General features: G+C 31.6%; 14 protein-coding genes. 8 read left to right on the top strand and 6 right to left on the bottom strand.

Going from position 1 to position 17,233, the window contains the following annotated elements; genetic code table 11:
- Positions 1 to 8: 8 nt before the first annotated feature.
- The 4 genes from IF125_RS04450 to IF125_RS04435 all read left to right on the top strand — a co-directional run bounded on the left by IF125_RS04450 (position 9) and on the right by IF125_RS04435 (position 4,992).
- Positions 9 to 380 (top strand): hypothetical protein, encoded by a 372-nt coding sequence (locus tag IF125_RS04450; protein WP_225541661.1) that lies wholly within the window; start codon positions 9 to 11, stop codon positions 378 to 380.
- A 107-nt stretch (positions 381 to 487) separates the two neighbouring features.
- On the top strand, positions 488 to 1,099 hold the full coding sequence (locus IF125_RS04445) for a nucleotide exchange factor GrpE (RefSeq protein ID WP_171622020.1): 612 nt from the start codon (positions 488 to 490) through the stop codon (positions 1,097 to 1,099).
- A gap of 14 nt (positions 1,100 to 1,113) precedes the next feature.
- The gene (gene dnaJ / locus IF125_RS04440; protein ID WP_171622021.1) at positions 1,114 to 2,235 is read left to right on the top strand and encodes a molecular chaperone DnaJ; all 1,122 of its coding nucleotides are present in this window, start codon (positions 1,114 to 1,116) and stop codon (positions 2,233 to 2,235) included.
- Positions 2,236 to 2,382: 147 nt separating this feature from the next.
- Complete coding sequence (locus IF125_RS04435; RefSeq protein WP_225541660.1) at positions 2,383 to 4,992, top strand: T9SS-dependent M36 family metallopeptidase; 2,610 nt, start codon at positions 2,383 to 2,385, stop codon at positions 4,990 to 4,992.
- A gap of 74 nt (positions 4,993 to 5,066) precedes the next feature.
- Here IF125_RS04435 and IF125_RS04430 read toward each other — a convergent pair whose 3' ends face one another.
- The 5 genes from IF125_RS04430 to IF125_RS04410 form a co-directional block, all read right to left on the bottom strand.
- The gene (locus tag IF125_RS04430) at positions 5,067 to 6,848 is read right to left on the bottom strand and encodes an endonuclease (protein ID WP_225541659.1); all 1,782 of its coding nucleotides are present in this window, start codon (positions 6,846 to 6,848) and stop codon (positions 5,067 to 5,069) included.
- An 11-nt stretch (positions 6,849 to 6,859) separates the two neighbouring features.
- Positions 6,860 to 7,384 carry a tRNA methyl transferase PRC-barrel domain-containing protein gene (locus IF125_RS04425; RefSeq protein WP_225541658.1) on the bottom strand — a complete coding sequence of 175 codons (525 nt, stop codon included), beginning with the start codon at positions 7,382 to 7,384 and terminating at the stop codon, positions 6,860 to 6,862.
- Positions 7,385 to 7,546: 162 nt separating this feature from the next.
- Positions 7,547 to 7,948: a heavy-metal-associated domain-containing protein gene (locus IF125_RS04420; protein ID WP_225541657.1), complete on the bottom strand. Its 402-nt coding sequence runs from the start codon at positions 7,946 to 7,948 to the stop codon at positions 7,547 to 7,549.
- A gap of 23 nt (positions 7,949 to 7,971) precedes the next feature.
- Positions 7,972 to 10,218 (bottom strand): TonB-dependent receptor, encoded by a 2,247-nt coding sequence (locus IF125_RS04415; protein WP_225541656.1) that lies wholly within the window; start codon positions 10,216 to 10,218, stop codon positions 7,972 to 7,974.
- 129 nt (positions 10,219 to 10,347) lie between these two features.
- Positions 10,348 to 10,794: an HYC_CC_PP family protein gene (locus IF125_RS04410; protein ID WP_284583959.1), complete on the bottom strand. Its 447-nt coding sequence runs from the start codon at positions 10,792 to 10,794 to the stop codon at positions 10,348 to 10,350.
- A gap of 219 nt (positions 10,795 to 11,013) precedes the next feature.
- Between IF125_RS04410 and IF125_RS04405 the strand changes: the two genes are divergently transcribed.
- Both IF125_RS04405 and IF125_RS04400 read left to right on the top strand, forming a co-directional pair.
- Positions 11,014 to 12,549 (top strand): glycine--tRNA ligase, encoded by a 1,536-nt coding sequence (locus IF125_RS04405; RefSeq protein WP_225541654.1) that lies wholly within the window; start codon positions 11,014 to 11,016, stop codon positions 12,547 to 12,549.
- A gap of 130 nt (positions 12,550 to 12,679) precedes the next feature.
- Positions 12,680 to 13,021 carry a phage holin family protein gene (locus tag IF125_RS04400; protein ID WP_225539317.1) on the top strand — a complete coding sequence of 114 codons (342 nt, stop codon included), beginning with the start codon at positions 12,680 to 12,682 and terminating at the stop codon, positions 13,019 to 13,021.
- Positions 13,022 to 13,068: 47 nt separating this feature from the next.
- Here IF125_RS04400 and IF125_RS04395 read toward each other — a convergent pair whose 3' ends face one another.
- Positions 13,069 to 14,088 (bottom strand): helix-turn-helix transcriptional regulator, encoded by a 1,020-nt coding sequence (locus IF125_RS04395; RefSeq protein ID WP_225541653.1) that lies wholly within the window; start codon positions 14,086 to 14,088, stop codon positions 13,069 to 13,071.
- Positions 14,089 to 14,982: 894 nt separating this feature from the next.
- Here IF125_RS04395 and IF125_RS04390 point away from each other — a divergent pair.
- Positions 14,983 to 15,960, top strand: a complete 978-nt coding sequence (locus tag IF125_RS04390) for an IS110 family RNA-guided transposase (RefSeq protein ID WP_225541652.1) — start codon at positions 14,983 to 14,985, stop codon at positions 15,958 to 15,960.
- A 172-nt stretch (positions 15,961 to 16,132) separates the two neighbouring features.
- On the top strand, positions 16,133 to 17,224 hold the full coding sequence (locus tag IF125_RS04385) for a slipin family protein (protein WP_225541651.1): 1,092 nt from the start codon (positions 16,133 to 16,135) through the stop codon (positions 17,222 to 17,224).
- Positions 17,225 to 17,233 lie beyond the last annotated feature (9 nt).

Below are 17,233 nucleotides of genomic sequence, written 5' to 3'. Positions count from 1 at the left end.
TATATTTATTGAAACCTAAATCCCTTATTATTACCATTTTCAGTTTATTCTTCGGATGTAGTAATCTCCATGAAGATAAAACTTTAATACTTAAAACTATTGAGAGTGAAAATTACAAGATAGAATGGTATACAAAAAGTGGACTTACTACAGTTTATCCTAATTATATAGATATCACTAATAAAATTGAACATAAAAAACACGAAATTGTCGATCATCTTGATATTTTAGATATTATTCTAATTGATAACGTTAGTTTATTTATCATATATAATAAAAATGCGCAACTTTCTGAAATTAGAAAAAATGATAAAAAACTGGGTTTAAAAATAATCCCAAAGAATTATCATATATATTATACAGGAAAAAGACATTATTAAAAATAATATCAAAATTCAATTCAAAAAAAACTTCATACATTTACCGAAGCACTTCTCACGACAGAAGTGCTTCTTTTTTTACTTGAAATCTGACAAAACGACACACTATGAGCATTGGCAAACTATTTGATTCTATCAGAAACAAAAAAACGAATAAGAATATGTCTGACCAAAATATACACGAAGAATTAGAGAATGAAAACATTCAAGAGAACGTTCAAGAGACGGAAAACACTGTAGAACAGCCACAAGAAGAAACTTCTGGAAAGTCAGAATTAGAAATTATTAAAGAACAATTAGCAAAGGAGAAAGACCAATATTTGCGTTTATTTGCTGAGTTTGATAATTACAAAAAACGTACATCGCGTGAGCGTATGGATATTTTCAAAACAGCAAATAAAGAAGTGATTACATCTTTGTTACCTGTTTTAGATGATTTCGGTCGCGCATTAACTCAAATTGAAAAATCTGGAGACGACAGCTTACATCAAGGTGTTGAATTAATCAATAATAAATTAATCGAAACCTTACGTGGAAAAGGATTGAAACAAATGGAAGTAAATCCTGGAGACGATTTTAATACTGATTTACATGAAGCTATCACACAAATACCTGCTCCAACAGAAGAGTTGAAAGGTAAAATTGTAGATATTGTAGAAACGGGTTATTTATTAAATGATGTTGTAGTTCGCTACGCAAAAGTTGTTGTTGGATTGTAATTTAGATTAAGAACATGTCATCAAAAAGAGATTATTACGAAATATTAGGCGTAGATAAATCGGCAAATGCTGATGTTATCAAAAAAGCCTATCGTAAACTTGCCATCAAATATCACCCTGACAAAAATCCTGGTGACAAAGAGGCAGAAGAAAAATTTAAAGAAGCTGCAGAAGCTTACGAAATTTTAAGTGACGACCAAAAACGTGCACGTTACGACCAATTCGGACATGCTGGAATGGGCGGAGCTGCTGGCGGAGGATTCGGCGGAGGCGGAATGAACATGGAAGATATTTTCTCTCATTTCGGCGATATCTTTGGAGGTGGTGGATTCGGTGGCGGATTTGGAGGTCAATCTCGAGGTCCACGTCGAATGAAAGGTTCTGATTTGCGTATTCGCGTAAAATTGAACTTAGAAGAAATGGTAAACGGTTGCGAGAAAAAAGTAAAAGTTAAACGTTTCAAACAAGCTGAAGGTGTTACATCTAAAACATGTCCATCTTGTGGTGGTTCGGGACAACAGGTTCGCGTTACGAACACATTTTTAGGACAAATGCAGACTGCTACAACTTGTTCTACTTGTCAAGGTGTTGGAAAAGTTGCGGATAAAATTCCTTCAGGAGCAAATAATCAAGGTTTAATCAAAGTTGAGGAAACAATTGACCTGAAAATCCCAGCAGGAGCAAGAGAAGGAATTCAATTGCAAGTTCGTGGAAAAGGTAACGATGCGCCTTTTGATGGTGTACCTGGGGATTTATTAGTTGTTATCGAAGAAGAAGAACACGACACATTAAAACGTGATGGAAACAACTTACATTTTGATTTGTATGTTTCTATTCCTGACGCTGTTTTAGGAGCTTCAAAAGAAATTCCAACAGTTAATGGAAAGGTAAAAATCAAAATTGATAAAGGAACTCAATCTGGTAAAGTATTACGCTTAAAAGGTCAAGGTTTACCTGATCTTAACGGTTATGGAAAAGGTGATTTATTTGTTCATGTTAACATTTGGACACCAACTCATTTATCAAAGGATCAAGAAGCGTATTTTGAAAAAATGAGAGATGACGATCATTTCTCACCAGAGCCTTCTAAGAATGAGAAATCATTTTTTGAACGTGTAAAAGATATGTTTCAGTAATTAATAAATATTGAATTTTATAAAGCATCCAGACAATATATGGGTGCTTTTTTTATGTTTATACTATATTCTTCATTTATTTTTTATATTATTTCGTTATTAATTAAAAAATAATATAACTTTATTGAAATTAATAACACTATACAAATGAAGAAAAATTTTACTCTTATCTTCTCTGCATTTTTGTTATCAATGACTGCTCAAGCTCAGAATGCTGAACAATTAATTGATAATTACCAATTGCAGAGATCGGGTAACAATGTCGAGTACAAATTTGTACAAACGATTAATGACGAAAAAGATCAAACTCAAAGAGTATTTACCCAACGAACTTTCCAAGGGATTCCTGTTTATAACAGTTATACAACTTATTTAGTAAAAAATAATCAGGTTGTTTCTGCTTTAGCTTCTGAAAATTTTAATTCTCAATTAAAATCTGCAGCTGTTACTCCAACACTTACATCTCAACAAGTACTTCAGAACATTGCACAATCGGAAGGTTTAAAACTTATTACGAACGAATCTTCAGATGAATTTGGTGTTCATTTTACAAAAGATGACACTTCTGAATTGGTTTATTTTATCAATGATCAGAAAGAAGCTATTTTAAGTTATACATTATCTTATCGATTATTTAACGAAAAACAGAACGATGTCATACATGTTGTTGTTGATGCTAAAAATGGCAAAATCATAGATAAACACAATACAACGTTAAGCTGTAGTTTTGATCATGGAGCCTTTCATAACGAAAATTTAGCACACTTTAATAAAGCAGATTGGGATTGGTTATATGACGATGGTAATAATGTAGCATCTGCTCAGTATAATATCTACAAATTACCAATAGAAGCGCCTAACAGAGGTGATCGTTCAATTGTTAATTTATCTATATCTAACACCACTGCATCTCCAAATGGTTGGCATAATGTAGCGGATGGAACAATCAAAACAAGAACCGAAGGGAATAATGTACGAGCTGTACGAGATCATAATTCAACTGCATATAATACGTTCAATTCTATAGCAAATACAGTTACAATTAACAACAATGATTACGCAGATGCAGGAGAATCTTTAAATTTTGATTTCCCTGTAGATTTCAGTTTAAATCCTTTTAAAAACTGGCAAGCAGCTACAACTAATTTATTCTATATGAATAATATGATGCATGACATTCTTTACAACTATGGTTTTACTGAAGTAAACGGAAATTTCCAAAAAGATAATTATGGAAAAGGAGCAACAGGAAATGATGATGTAGTAGCATTAGCTCAAACACGATTTAATGAAGGTGTTTTAAACAATGCAACTTTTGCTACTCCTGCTGATGGTAAATCACCTCGTATGGCAATGTATTTGTGGAATCCTCCAGCAAATGCAGATACAGATCCTTTAACAATCAATTCTCCTTCAACAATTGCAGGAAAATATAGTGTTTTCTTTTCGCCATTTGGTGCTGAATTACCTACTACAGCCCTAACTAAAGACTTAGCTTTATTACGTAAAAGCGAAACAGAAGGAAACGAATTTGATGGTTGTGGCACCATAATAAATACTGCTGAAATTGCTGACAAAATTGCTGTTGTCTACAAAGGAGGAAGTTGTAATTATGTTACAAAAGCTAAAAATGCACAAAATGCAGGTGCAAAAGCACTTATCATAATCAATAATATTGGAGGAAACTTTACAATCACAGGAAACGATTCTTCTATTACAATTCCTGTTGTTGGATTGACAAGAATTAATGGAGACAAAATAAAAAATGAACTAATAAACGGAACAACTGTTAATGCAAGTCTACAACACAAAGACATTCCTTACGCTGACGGAAGTTTTGATAATGGTATCATTGCACACGAATACGGACACGGTGTTTCTAACCGTTTAACTGGCCCAATAACAAATTCTAACTGTTTAGGTAATCTTGAACAAATGGGTGAAGGTTGGTCTGATTTCTTTGCCTTAATGTTAACTCAATTACCAGGTGATACTGGCTCAACTAAAAGAGGTATTGGAACATTTGCTACCAGTCAATCTGTTGATGGAAACGGAATTCGTCCTACTCCATATTCAACTGATATGACGGTTAACCCTGCAAAATACAGCTTCTTAAAATCATATGGCAATAACGATTCACCACATAGAACAGGATATGTTTGGGCATCTATGATTTGGGATATGAATTGGAAATTAATCGACAAATATGGCTTCTCTCCTGACCTATATAATGGTAAAGCAGGTAACAACATGGCTTTACAATTAGTCATGACAGGTCTTAAATTACAAACATGTTCTCCAGGTTTTGTAGACGGTCGTGATGCTATCCTTATGGCTGATGAACAACTATACGAAGGCGCTAACAAATGTGAAATATGGGAAGCTTTTGCTAATCGTGGTTTAGGATATAGTGCAAGCCAAGGGAGTGTATTCAGTAGAATTGACGGTACAGAAGCGTTTGACATGCCTCCTGCAGATGTATTAAATTGTGATTTATCTACAAGTGACTTAAAAGAATCATCATTACAAATGTATCCGAATCCTGCAAAAGATATGGTTTACATAATGGATAAATCAATCAAAAATGACATCAAAGTAGATATCGTAGATATGACCGGTAAAGTGGTTTCAACAAAAACTGTTAAATTCGATGGACAAAAAGGAAGTGTTGAAACAAACAACTTACCTAAAGGTGTTTATATTTTGAAATTCAAAACTGATCAAGGAACAGTTACAAAAAAATTAATTAAAAACTAATTTCTTAGTATATATCAAATAAAATAACCAGCTCATTGAGCTGGTTATTTTATTTGATTCAATAGCTACTATTATTAATTAATAATAATTTTATTGGATTGATTTTTTGTTTTCACGATGTAAATTCCTTTAGGTAAATTATTCAATTTAACTTTTGAATTATTAGTTACGTGTTGAATGGTTTGAACTAATTGTCCATTAAGATTATAAATCTGAATCGTTTCGTTCTTCTCAACTCCATTGATAATAAACTCATGATTTTTAACCGGATTAGGATATATAACTAATTTCGCTGAATTCATATTCACATCATCCGTTGCTAATTTTTCGTAACAAGTCCAAGACAAGTTATCAAAAGAAACACGGTTATTTGTTGTTTCATCAACCAATTCGATGACAACATCTCCTTCAACATTGATGTTTTCGATTGTAGTCGTTTTGGCTTTTTTAGAATAAGGAATTTGTCCTTTTACTTCTCCGTTAATTTTTAACGTATAAAAACCTTCAGAATCTGAAAATGGTAAATACGTTTTAACGGATAAAGAACCTATTCCTCCAGAAATAGTAGAAGATGTTAAAGTTCCTTTTTTTATACAAATTGCTTTGTTACTATCTCCATCGATATAAACTTGTCTATCTGTTCTTGCATTAGTAGCACTCCACACAATTCCATTATTAGACCAAGTTCTATCAGTGTAAGATGATGCAGGTGGTGTACCTCCTGTTGATGGAATATTCTCAAAGTCTTCTGTTCCACAAGTTGTTCCTTCTCCAGACCCCCCTCCTGTGTTAGTTTCTTGAGTTGTCACTTCTATTGCAATACTGTTATCAGATTTATTTCCTGCATAATCTTTTGCAACAACATAAAAAGAATACGTAGAAGAAGCTTTTAAACCAGAAATTGTAGCATTGTTATAGTTAACTGTTGAATTGTATTCGTTGTTCATGTAAACATCATAACGATTCACACCAACATTATCTGTAGAAGCTGTCCAAGTTAAAGATACACTTGAAGAAGTTACATTTGTAGACGCTAAATTTGTAGGAACCGTAGGTTTTTCTGTATCTGGCTCACCTCCGCCTTCTCCTCCGAAAGATTCTGGCCAAGTATTTTGCGCGTCAGGTCCACCCCAAATAACTGTCGCCAAATAAGGATTATCAATAAAAGGGTTTCTATTTCCTTGTACATTTGCAACAACATTATTTCTTTGAATCTCAAATTGAGATACAGGATCTTCTACATTCCATTTTAATAAAATATCAGGAAAATCTGAAGAATATGTACTTGGCCCAAATGTAATATTAAGAGGTAAAGCTCTCGAATTATATCTTGCATACATATACATCAGAATACGAGCTACATCTCCTTTCCATTCGTCTCCTGGATACCAACCTCCACGGTTAGTTTTCATCGCCATTGCTCCTACTCCATCATCAAAAAACAAACTACCTCTTGTACTATTTAATGAAACATCTGCAGGGCGCAAATGATGACCATCTGCTCCAGGTCCTGAAGTTCCTAAATTTGGAGTACCCTTAGATTTTGCATAAACATGCTCTCTATTCCAAGATCCACTTTTAGATCTACTTCTTTGATGTGTCCCTGAAGATTGAGAACCATATATCAAAAGTAAATTTGAAGGATTTTCTGGATCAACATCACTTTTTCCTAACAATGTTTTAAGTTCACTATACGAAATGACTTTTTTATGAGTATCAGAAATCAATTTTGCAAGATCTCCTTTCATTTCATTCTTCGTCTTATCAAAATTGACGCTCGAGTAATATGCTGGAGCTTTTTGTGCTTGTGCAAATAATGCTAAAGCAAATGATAAAAAAGTAAATTTCAATTTCATTTTTAAAGTAATTATTTATTTAATTTTATAAAGTTTGTTTTGTTACAAGAAAGTTCTATTGTATAATTTTTCAAGATTAATGGAATTTGAATATTAAATTCCAAAAAATATTTCTCACCAAATTGATAAAACTTTGCTTCTTTCTTTTCTCTCAAAATAGATGAAGTAACTTCAACATCTATTTCTTCTTCGTCAATTGATTGCGTTAACCAATTAATATTTTGATCAGTAAAAAGGAATACATCACAAAATAATCCGGGATGATCTTTTCCTTGACCTACAAAAAGCCTATTTTCATGTTCATCAATTCCAATCACATAGACAGGCAATTTTTTTCCACTTACATTCAAACCTTTTCGTTGACCAATTTCAAATCCTTCTACTCCATTATGTTCACCAACAATAAATCCATCAAAAAGTGAATATCGCCTTTGTTCAACTCTCCAAAAAAGTTCTTCCTCTTTCGATAAAAAAACAGGCTTTTCTTTCTGATAAACTAACGATTCGTATGGTATTTCTACAATCTGTCCGATCATGACTTGTTGTGATTTTATTGTTAAAATCTCTTAAAAAAAAGAGAAGGACTGCAAAGATAAAGTGTTAATATTAATTAAACTTTAAGAAATTAACTTAATTGCTGAAAACAAAAAAAAGACATCAAAATTGATGTCTTTTTTTCATATTCCATAAAAATAAAATTAATGTTGATGTTTTGAATGATCCTCATCTTTTTTAGGATTAGCTTCGGTGTAATGCTCTCCTTCAGCCTCCTCGCGTTCGTATAAACAACAAGAGTGTAAATTTTCGTAAACCTTATCATCTGCACGTTTCTCATTCGTATCATGCCCAACTGCAACTACTGCATTTTCTACCGCATCAACCTTATTTTTTGTCTCATTCAGAACAATATGCAAGTTATGTGTATCTTCGTCCCAAGTGGCTATTTTAACACCTTTCACTGCATAAGCCGCTTTCTCTATACGTTCTTTACATTGACCACAATTTCCTTTTACATGTAAATCATGCTTTGCATTTTTATTTTGTGCTTGTGCGCTAATTCCTAAAGTCGCAACCAAAGCAAATGCTAATAATTTTTTCATTTTTATATAATTTTTAATGATTTTTATTTTAAATTAAATCTTAATCCAGCGTAATACATTTGTCCAAAAACTGGTGCATAAACTATCGAACTATCGAAATTTGAACCAAAAGGATTATCAGCTCCTAAAATGACACGTTTTTGTTGATAATTTGTTACATTTTCCCCTCCTACATACACTTCAAATCGTTTTGAAAAAACTCTTGTAATCTGAAAATTCATTGTTCCGAATGGATTCGAATACTCGTTCAATTGATTTTCTGGCAAATTGTCCAATGTATTTGGTAAACGTTGTTTTCCTATCCAATTATAAGTAATATCAAAACGCCAATTTTTTCCATTTTTTTCATGCGTTTCATATTCTAAATTCGTAAAGAAACGATGTTTTGCTTGCAAAGGACGTCCTAATTTACCTTTTTCATAATCCGTTGCGATATCATAATATTTGTATGATGCTCTTATTTTGAAATGTGTAAATGGATTATAATTAAAATCAAACTGAAAAGAATTTGCATACGAATCGCCTTCTAAATTATAAAAACGAACCTGACGAGCTGAATAATCAATATCGGTTACAATTTGATTTTCGAAATCTGTTCGATAAAAATCTGCTGTAATATCTGCGTTTTTTCCAAATAATTTAAACTCTTGCGTTACAGAAAAACCATAATTCCAAGCTATTTCTGGATCTAAACCATAGATCTCTCCTCCATCTCCAATAATATTAAATTGTCTTGATGAAGCAAACAAATTTTGATTTTCTGCAAAAATATTATTCATGCGTTTTCCTCGACCAACAGAAGCTTTTATGGTTGTTCCTTTTGCAGGTGTATAGCGTGTATGCAAACGTGGCGTCAAAAAGAAACCCATTCGATTGTGATAATCTGCACGAAGCCCTACAATCATATTGAAATTCTTCATATTATCAAAGGTATATTCGAAGAATGCTCCTGCTGAATTATCAATTCGATCATAATTCGCATCTGTCGGAAGCGCTACAAATTCTTTGAATTTATCGTACGTAAAACTCGCTCCTGTAGAGAATTTATTTTTGGTATTGCTAATAATCGAACTAAAAATATAATTAGCATAAAAGCTCTGTTGTTCGATATCATATTGATTCAGTCCAAAATAAGAATCTTGTTTATGGTAACTAAACGCTGTTTGCAATCCCATACTTTGATAAGGCATTTCTGGAAAAACATATCCTATTTTTGATGAAACATCAACACGATTTGTATTGATTTCTGATCCCCAATAATTAGTTGTCAACTTGTCGCGTTTTTTATCAAAATCTAACTGTCCAGCTTGCTTTTGATCATTCAGATATCGTGCAGAAAAGAATCCAACCCAACCTTTTTCTAAGTTTTGATACTGCCAACGATTCATCACATTTACTTGATGACCAAGTGGATTGTCTAAAAATCCATCATCGTTCATATCATTTTTAGATAAACGTGCGTTTCCATGCAAAAACAATGAAGAACTCCATTTATCATTTAATTTTTTATTTAAATGTACATTCCCTTCGAAACGAGAATCTGATGAACCATACAAATTGACAAACAATGGAATATCGTCAGCAGGTTTTATTAATTCTGTATTAATCTGCCCAGAAATACTTTCGTACCCATTAATCACCGTTCCCGCACCTTTTGTAACCTGAATACTTTCTACCCAAGTTCCAGGTGTAAATCCAAGTCCGAAAGCTTGTGATGCTCCACGAACATTTGGAATATTTTCTTCCGCAATCAAAATATACGGTGATGTTAATCCCAACATTTTGATTTGTTTATTTCCTGTTACCGCATCCGAAAAATTGACATCAATGGAAGGATTTGTTTCGAAAGATTCGGCCAAATTACAACAAGCGGCTTTCAACAATTCTTTGCTTGACATTGTCGTCATATTGGTTGCAAACTTCGATTTTTTAAGTGAACTACTTGTATCTCGTAACACAACTTCATTTAAAGACGTATCGCCAAAATGATTTTTTACATTGATTGTAATAGTTATAAACTCGTCTTTTAACTCTTTGAAAGTAGTTGTTTCATTCTCATAAAAAACTCCTAAAACTGATGTTGGTTGATAATTCTCGATCTCAAAATTTCCGTTTTCATCTGTGAGTACAGCAATATCTGTCGATTCCCAGAATACTTCTGCTCCAACAATTGCTTGCTGATTTTGATCTGTTATTTTTCCTTTTAAAGTAGATTGTGCGTAAGTTAACGCAACACTTAGTATTAATACTGAAGTGAATATTTTTTTCATTTTTACGATTTAAGGCTAAATGCCTATTTATTATTATGTACTTGCTGATTTTGATTTAATCAAGTACTTTAATATTCAAGTAATAACGTATTGCTTTCTGATTAGTTTTTAATCGAAATAAAACGGTTATTAGCCTTCGTAAAACGTTAATTGAGAATTGAGTATATAATATGGAGGCGCATTTGATGCAACATAAAAATCAAGAAAACTTGACTGATTGTTAACCTCTTCATTCTGAATCGAAATTTTAATTTGAAGAATTTCTGAAGCAATAAAACTTATCGGAAAAAGCTTCTGAATTTTAACTGTTTGTTTTTCTACAAATTTATCCGAATATGAAATATCCTTGCAACAATCATCATCTTCTTCTGTTTCTCCTTGTGGAATCTCACAGTGATTTGATTCTGATTTCGGAGGACAACATGAAGTTGTCATTTCCATCTCGCACGAATTATTATCAAGATGATTCAACTTCACTTGCTCCATCTCTCCTTGACAAAAATGCATAGAAAATGCATAACTAAGATTTGAAAAAATCAAAATTATTGACAAAACGTATTTTATGTAATGTTGCATTTTCATGTCGAACAAAAATAAACAAAATTTTGAAATACAGAGAATAGAAAATTTATATCATTTTCTGATTTATTTATAGAGTTTCCTTCTTAACCATACAACTTTTCTTACATAAATTTCTTAATAATAACCTTTCTCTATTTGATTTTATCAATTCATACCTAAAAACTCATCAAAATTCACTAAAATTGCACTTTAAATAAGAACACACAATTAATTATGTCAGAAGATATTTTCAAGAAAGTAGTTTCTCATGCGAAAGAATATGGTTTCATTTTTCAATCGAGTGAGATTTATGATGGATTATCAGCCGTTTACGATTATGGTCAAAACGGAGCTGAGCTAAAAAATAACATCAAACAATATTGGTGGAAAGCAATGGTACAAATGCACGAAAACATTGTCGGCATTGATTCTGCTATTTTTATGCATCCTACTACTTGGAAAGCTTCAGGTCACGTTGATGCGTTTAATGATCCTTTGATTGATAACAAAGACTCTAAAAAACGTTACCGTGCCGATGTTTTAATTGAAGATCATTGTGCTAAAATCGAAGGTAAAATCGAAAAAGAAGTAGCTAAAGCTGCAAAACGTTTCGGTGATGCTTTTGATAAAGATCAATTTGTTGCGACAAATCCTCGTGTTGTAGAATACCAAAATCAAATCAACACTATTTTAGCACGCATGGGTAAATCTTTGGAAAACGAAGATTTGGACGATGTAAAAGCTTTGATTGAAGAATTAGAAATTGCTGATCCTGTAACAGGTTCTAAAAATTGGACAGAAGTACGTCAATTCAACTTGATGTTCGGTACAAAATTAGGAGCTACAGCAGATCAAGCAATGGATTTATATTTACGCCCAGAAACAGCTCAAGGTATTTTCTTAAATTACTTGAACGTACAAAAATCTGGACGTATGAAATTACCTTTCGGAATTGCTCAAATTGGTAAAGCTTTCCGTAATGAGATTGTTGCACGTCAGTTTATTTTCCGTCAGCGTGAGTTTGAACAAATGGAAATGCAATTTTTCGTAAAACCAGGAACAGAATTAGATTGGTACGAAAAATGGAAAGAAACTCGCTTAAAATGGCACCAAACTTTAGGATTAGGAAATGATAATTACCGTTTCCACGACCACGAAAAATTAGCGCATTACGCAAACGCTGCTGCTGATATTGAGTTCAAATTCCCATTCGGATTCAAAGAATTAGAAGGAATTCACTCGCGAACAGATTTCGATTTGAAAGCGCACGAACAACATTCAGGTAAAAAAATTCAATATTTCGATAACGAAACAAATGAATCGTACACACCTTATGTTGTAGAAACTTCTGTTGGTTTGGATCGTATGTTCTTAGCAGTTTTCTCAAACTCTTTAAAAGAAGAAATATTAGAAGATGGATCAGAACGTACAGTTTTAGCTTTACCACCAGCTTTAGCACCAATCAAAGCGGCTATTTTACCATTAGTTAAGAAAGATGGTTTACCAGAATTTGCAGAACAAATCGTGAAAAAATTACGTTTAGATTACAATGTAATTTACGAAGAAAAAGATTCTATTGGAAAACGTTACCGTCGTATGGATGCAATTGGTACACCTTTCTGTATCACTGTTGATCATGATTCATTAAACGATAATTCTGTTACATTACGTTTCCGTGATACAATGGAACAAAAACGTGTTTCTGTTGATGATTTAGCACAAATTATTGATAAAGAAGTTAACATGAAATATCTTTTCGAAAAATTATAACATTTTTCAATACAATAATACTAAAGCTCAGCACGTTCTGAGCTTTTTTTGTATTTTTTATTAATTTTTTTAACAATTTGGCAAGTCTTTTGATTTTAAACTAACATATTAATCTAAAAAAAATAAATTTATGGGCTTTATTATTAATCTTTTGGTATCAGCATTAGTTGTCTTTGGACTTGCTAACATTTTACCTGGAGTAAGTATCAAAGGATACGGATCTGCAATAATTGTTGCAATTGTTATAGGTCTTTTAAATGCTTTTATAAAACCTTTGCTACAATTTATTAGCTTACCTATAACAATCTTAACATTAGGATTATTCTCATTTGTAATTACGGCTATAATTATATTGTTAGCGAGCGCAATTATGGGAGATAGTTTTCATGTTGACGGATTTTGGTACGCCTTATTATTCGGAATTATTTTAGCTTTTGTCAACTCTTTAGTTGGAGGATTGATGGGCGATTAATTTTACACATTATTACATATAAAAAGCTGTCTTATCTGAGACAGCTTTTATTTTTTGTATTGATTATACGCTTTATCTAATCGAGTTTTAATTCTCTTTTTTACTAATCTCGGAGCAAGAATTTCAATTTCTTCACCAAAGCCTAAAATTTCTCGTTCTAACTCAAAATTATGCACCACTTCTATCGAAAACAACGTTCCTTCATCTGTAATCTCCAATGTTTTTTGCGATGCATGAATAGGTTTTGTCACGACATAAGGCGCCAATTTTTTATTAACCCGAAAAATAACTCGTTGCTCCCTTTCTTTCACGTTTTTTGTCACACCAATCACATTATTATAATACGTATCAAAATCAATTTCTAACTCATCAATAAACGGCTCATTGGCCAATTCATAAAACTCAACAATCCTATCCAAAGCCAAAGTATACAACTTCATGTCTTTTCTCGATTTAGCCAATAAAAACCAACGATTGCGATATTCTTTTAACAAATACGGATAATAAACTTGTTGTTTTGGTTCTTGAATTTTTGCTTTGAACGATTGATACGAAATCAACAAAGGTTGTTTCTTGACAATTGCTTGATACAACCGATTCAAATGTTCTAAACCTTTTAATAAAGGATTTTCTTCGAACTGAATATAATTTGGTTGTTGATGAGTTTGCTTGGATAAATTATTTTCGAGACGCGTAATAATCTCATTCATATCATCAAAATAATTAAAACCATTCAATTGTTTCATCACCGAAATCACTTCTTTCATTTTATCCAAATCTGCAGACGAAACTGGTGAATTATGAATCGAATACTCTCGATCTTCATATTCATAAAACTTTTTTTCTCTAACAACAATTGGCGCGTTATAGCCCAATTTATCACTACGCATCACTTGTAAGTCACCTTGTATCGTTCGTTTCGAAACTCCAGACGTTATTCCTTCATATTCGTATAAAGCTTCCGAAACTTTTTCAATCAAATCATCTAAAGTCCACTTTCTATAATGATTTTGCAAACATTTATCAATCGTTTGGTAGCGTATTAATGCAATTTTATTAGTTGCCATGGTTGATTTCTTTGTTCAATACTACAAATTTCAAATCAAAGTACGCAATCTATTTGCGTAGAAATTTTTATTTCAACTTTTATTCAAAATATTTTCAATATAAAACCCTCTATTTATCATTATTTACAAATTATTTTGAAAAAATATTTTATTACGCAATTCTCGTGCGTACTTCTACTCCAACTTTGTCAAAGGTTTAACAACCAAATGATTTTAATTGTTCCTTGACAAATGTTTCAGTATAGCATTGTAGTAGAAAATGTTTCATCACTTCTATTCTGAATAATTAAAATCTCCAGTGGATGGGTCGTAGGTTCGAATCCTACTTTCAGGAAACTGAAATAGCTCAGTGGGTAGAGCAATTCATACAGACTTTAAATCTGTTCATCGCCCGAAAGGGCAACATTGAAAACAAAAAAGCTAAAAAGTTTTCTTTTCGAATAGAGAATTTATTTCGTAGAAATGAATTTGAAATAAGATCAAAAACTTGCTTAAAACCTGAATTTGAAACTTTAGTTGATGATTGATTTTAAAGTTTTTAAACAAAACATCAAGTCAAAATGATTTGAAACAAGTTTAAAAATAAGACATCAAAACAAGCTGCTCAAACTTCAAATTCCGTTTTAAAAAAGGAAAATGATTTAGCTTTTTTAATTAGTAAAAAAGACCAGATTCTTCGATAAGCTCCTTTAGATTTGAAAATCTTAAATTGTAATAAAAAAAGAAGAGAATAGAGTTTGAGTAAACTATGACAGGCTCAGAGCTATATAATCTCATATTCTGATTAAGACTCAACTCTTTCTTATCAAATTCTCAAATAGAAATTCGGGCTTAAAACCCATTAGTAAGGAATCGAGTTATTGATAAGTTTCTCTTCTCATTAAATTCAAATTTATGGAAAAAATTGTTATCGGAATTGATGTGAGTAAATTAACTTTAGACATCTGTATTCAAGTAAATAAAGAGAATCGTTTTGAGAACATTTCTAATACTGAAAAAGCAATAAAAGATTTTTTCAAACAGTTTGATAAAAAACAAGAAATTCTGATTGGAATGGAGAATACAGGTCGATTTAACGCTATTCTTTACAGCGTTTTAGTCAACTATTCTTTTACTGTTTATGTGATTAATCCTTTGCATTTGAAAAAAAGTATGGGGCTCGTTAGAGGTAAAAATGATAAAATTGACAGTGAACGCATTGCTGTATTTTTACTGAAAAACCATATGGATCTTCAAGAGTGGAAACCTAATTCTCAAGTGATTGAAAAAATTAAATTATTGAATGCTGAAAGAAAACATCGCGTTAAAATAAGAGCTGGATTACTAGCTCAAGCAAAAGATGAATTATTTTTAAAATCAATTGTTGACAAAGCTGTTTTACGTTTAAACACTAAGCTAATCGATGTATTAACTAAACAAATTAATGAGATCGAAGATAGAATCTATCAATTAATTTGTAATGATGAACAGCTTTATAACCATTATAAAAGAATACAATCAATTCCTGGTGTAGGAAAAGTTTTAGCATTTAATATGTTGATTAAAACGGATGGTTTTACAACCATAAATACGCCAAGACAAATGGCTTGCTATGCTGGAATAGCTCCATTTGATTTTCAATCTGGAACTTCCATAAGGCGAAAACCGAAAGTTTCATCAATGGCTGATAAAGATTTGAAGAAACTATTGCATTTAGCTGCAATGAGTGCTATTCGTTTAGACAATGACTTGGCTATTTATTATCATCGAAAGGTAGAAGGAGGGAAAAATAAAATGTCTGTTTTAAATGCTGTTAGAAATAAAATTATTCATCGGATTTATGCACTAATTAAAAATCAAAATATTTATAAAAATAACTTGGTTTTGTCATAGAAATCAGAATGACAATAATTCGTCAGTTCGAGTGGTTTTCGTTTCGAAAGAAAAAGAAAATTATATCGAGAATAGAGAATTATTCAATCCTTTTTCTCGATACAAAATTGTTTCACAATTTCACTCGAAATGACGGTTTGAAAAAATAATAAAAACCTATAAAAATAATAAAATGAAAAAATTAGCAATTAACAACCAAGAAATTGGAATCTATATCAAAAATAAAGAAGTAGAAAAAATTTACACAAGAGGAAATTATTGGATTTTCTTCAATAAAAACATCGAAAAACTAAACATCAACGAAATAATTGATGAAAAATACCAGGCAATGTTTATGGAAAATGAAATATTGAAAGAAATGGTAGATTTTATAGAAGTGTTGCATAATGAGGTATTGATTATTTACAAAAACAATCAAATCTATGATTCGTTTTACAATAAAAATGTGATGATTTGGAAAAATTCAACTCAATTAAAAGCTGTAAAATTTGATTTGAATTCTACTGACGAAATTAAGAATTTAACAAAAAGAGAAATTGATATTTTAAGAAAAGCTGGTGCGATTCGTATTATTTCAATTCCAACTTATCATGAAGGAATTTTGTTTAAAGACAATGAATTTGACTCGGTTTTTAAAGCTGGCGATTATAAATTTTATAACAACGAAGTCAAAATTTCGATGGTTTCTTATGATATGCGTCCGCAAACAATTGAAATTTCTGGACAAGAAATTTTGACAAAAGATAAAGCACAATTGCGAATCAATTTTATGGTAGACTACCAAATCACAGATTTGATAAACGCTTTTCAATCGAACAAGGATTTCGAGAAAATGATTTATCAAGCGATTCAATTGGGATTGAGAGAATTTATTGGCAATATGAATTTTGATGATTTGATGTCGGATAAAAATTCGGTAACGAATTATATTATTCAAAAATATGAAACTCAATTTGAAAAAATTGGTCTAAAATTAATCAACGCAGGGATGAAAGATATTATTCTTCCAGGAGAAATAAGAGAAATTATGAACCGCGTTTTGATTGCCGAAAAAACAGCACAAGCCAATTCGATTACACGCCGTGAAGAAACTGCTTCGACAAGAAGCTTGTTAAACACAGCAAAATTAATGGAAGAAAATGAAACTTTATGGAAATTAAAAGAAATGGAATACATTGAAAAAATAGCTGATAAAGTTGGAGAAATCTCAATTTCTGGTGGATCAAATGTATTAAATGAATTAAAAACTATGTTCTCGAAATAGTATTCGAAA

Origin of the sequence: Empedobacter stercoris (assembly GCF_020281205.1) — a bacterium.
GTDB classification, from domain to species: Bacteria; Bacteroidota; Bacteroidia; order Flavobacteriales; family Weeksellaceae; genus Empedobacter; species Empedobacter stercoris.
Note: the sequence above shows the minus strand (reverse complement) of the source record. Positions and strands in the feature narration are given on the sequence as shown.

Excerpts from the sequence above, each read along its gene's own strand:
- IF125_RS04425 (WP_225541658.1), bottom strand. The coding sequence starts at position 7,384 with ATGATCGGACAGATTGTAGAAATACCATACGAATCGTTAGTTTATCAG.
- IF125_RS04385 (WP_225541651.1), top strand. The coding sequence starts at position 16,133 with ATGAAAAAATTAGCAATTAACAACCAAGAAATTGGAATCTATATCAAA.
- IF125_RS04405 (WP_225541654.1), top strand. The coding sequence starts at position 11,014 with ATGTCAGAAGATATTTTCAAGAAAGTAGTTTCTCATGCGAAAGAATAT.
- IF125_RS04410 (WP_284583959.1), bottom strand. The coding sequence starts at position 10,794 with ATGCAACATTACATAAAATACGTTTTGTCAATAATTTTGATTTTTTCA.
- IF125_RS04435 (WP_225541660.1), top strand. The coding sequence starts at position 2,383 with ATGAAGAAAAATTTTACTCTTATCTTCTCTGCATTTTTGTTATCAATG.
- IF125_RS04390 (WP_225541652.1), top strand. The coding sequence starts at position 14,983 with ATGGAAAAAATTGTTATCGGAATTGATGTGAGTAAATTAACTTTAGAC.
- IF125_RS04400 (WP_225539317.1), top strand. The coding sequence starts at position 12,680 with ATGGGCTTTATTATTAATCTTTTGGTATCAGCATTAGTTGTCTTTGGA.
- IF125_RS04445 (WP_171622020.1), top strand. The coding sequence starts at position 488 with ATGAGCATTGGCAAACTATTTGATTCTATCAGAAACAAAAAAACGAAT.
- dnaJ (WP_171622021.1), top strand. The coding sequence starts at position 1,114 with ATGTCATCAAAAAGAGATTATTACGAAATATTAGGCGTAGATAAATCG.
- IF125_RS04430 (WP_225541659.1), bottom strand. The coding sequence starts at position 6,848 with ATGAAATTGAAATTTACTTTTTTATCATTTGCTTTAGCATTATTTGCA.
- IF125_RS04395 (WP_225541653.1), bottom strand. The coding sequence starts at position 14,088 with ATGGCAACTAATAAAATTGCATTAATACGCTACCAAACGATTGATAAA.
- IF125_RS04415 (WP_225541656.1), bottom strand. The coding sequence starts at position 10,218 with ATGAAAAAAATATTCACTTCAGTATTAATACTAAGTGTTGCGTTAACT.
- IF125_RS04420 (WP_225541657.1), bottom strand. The coding sequence starts at position 7,948 with ATGAAAAAATTATTAGCATTTGCTTTGGTTGCGACTTTAGGAATTAGC.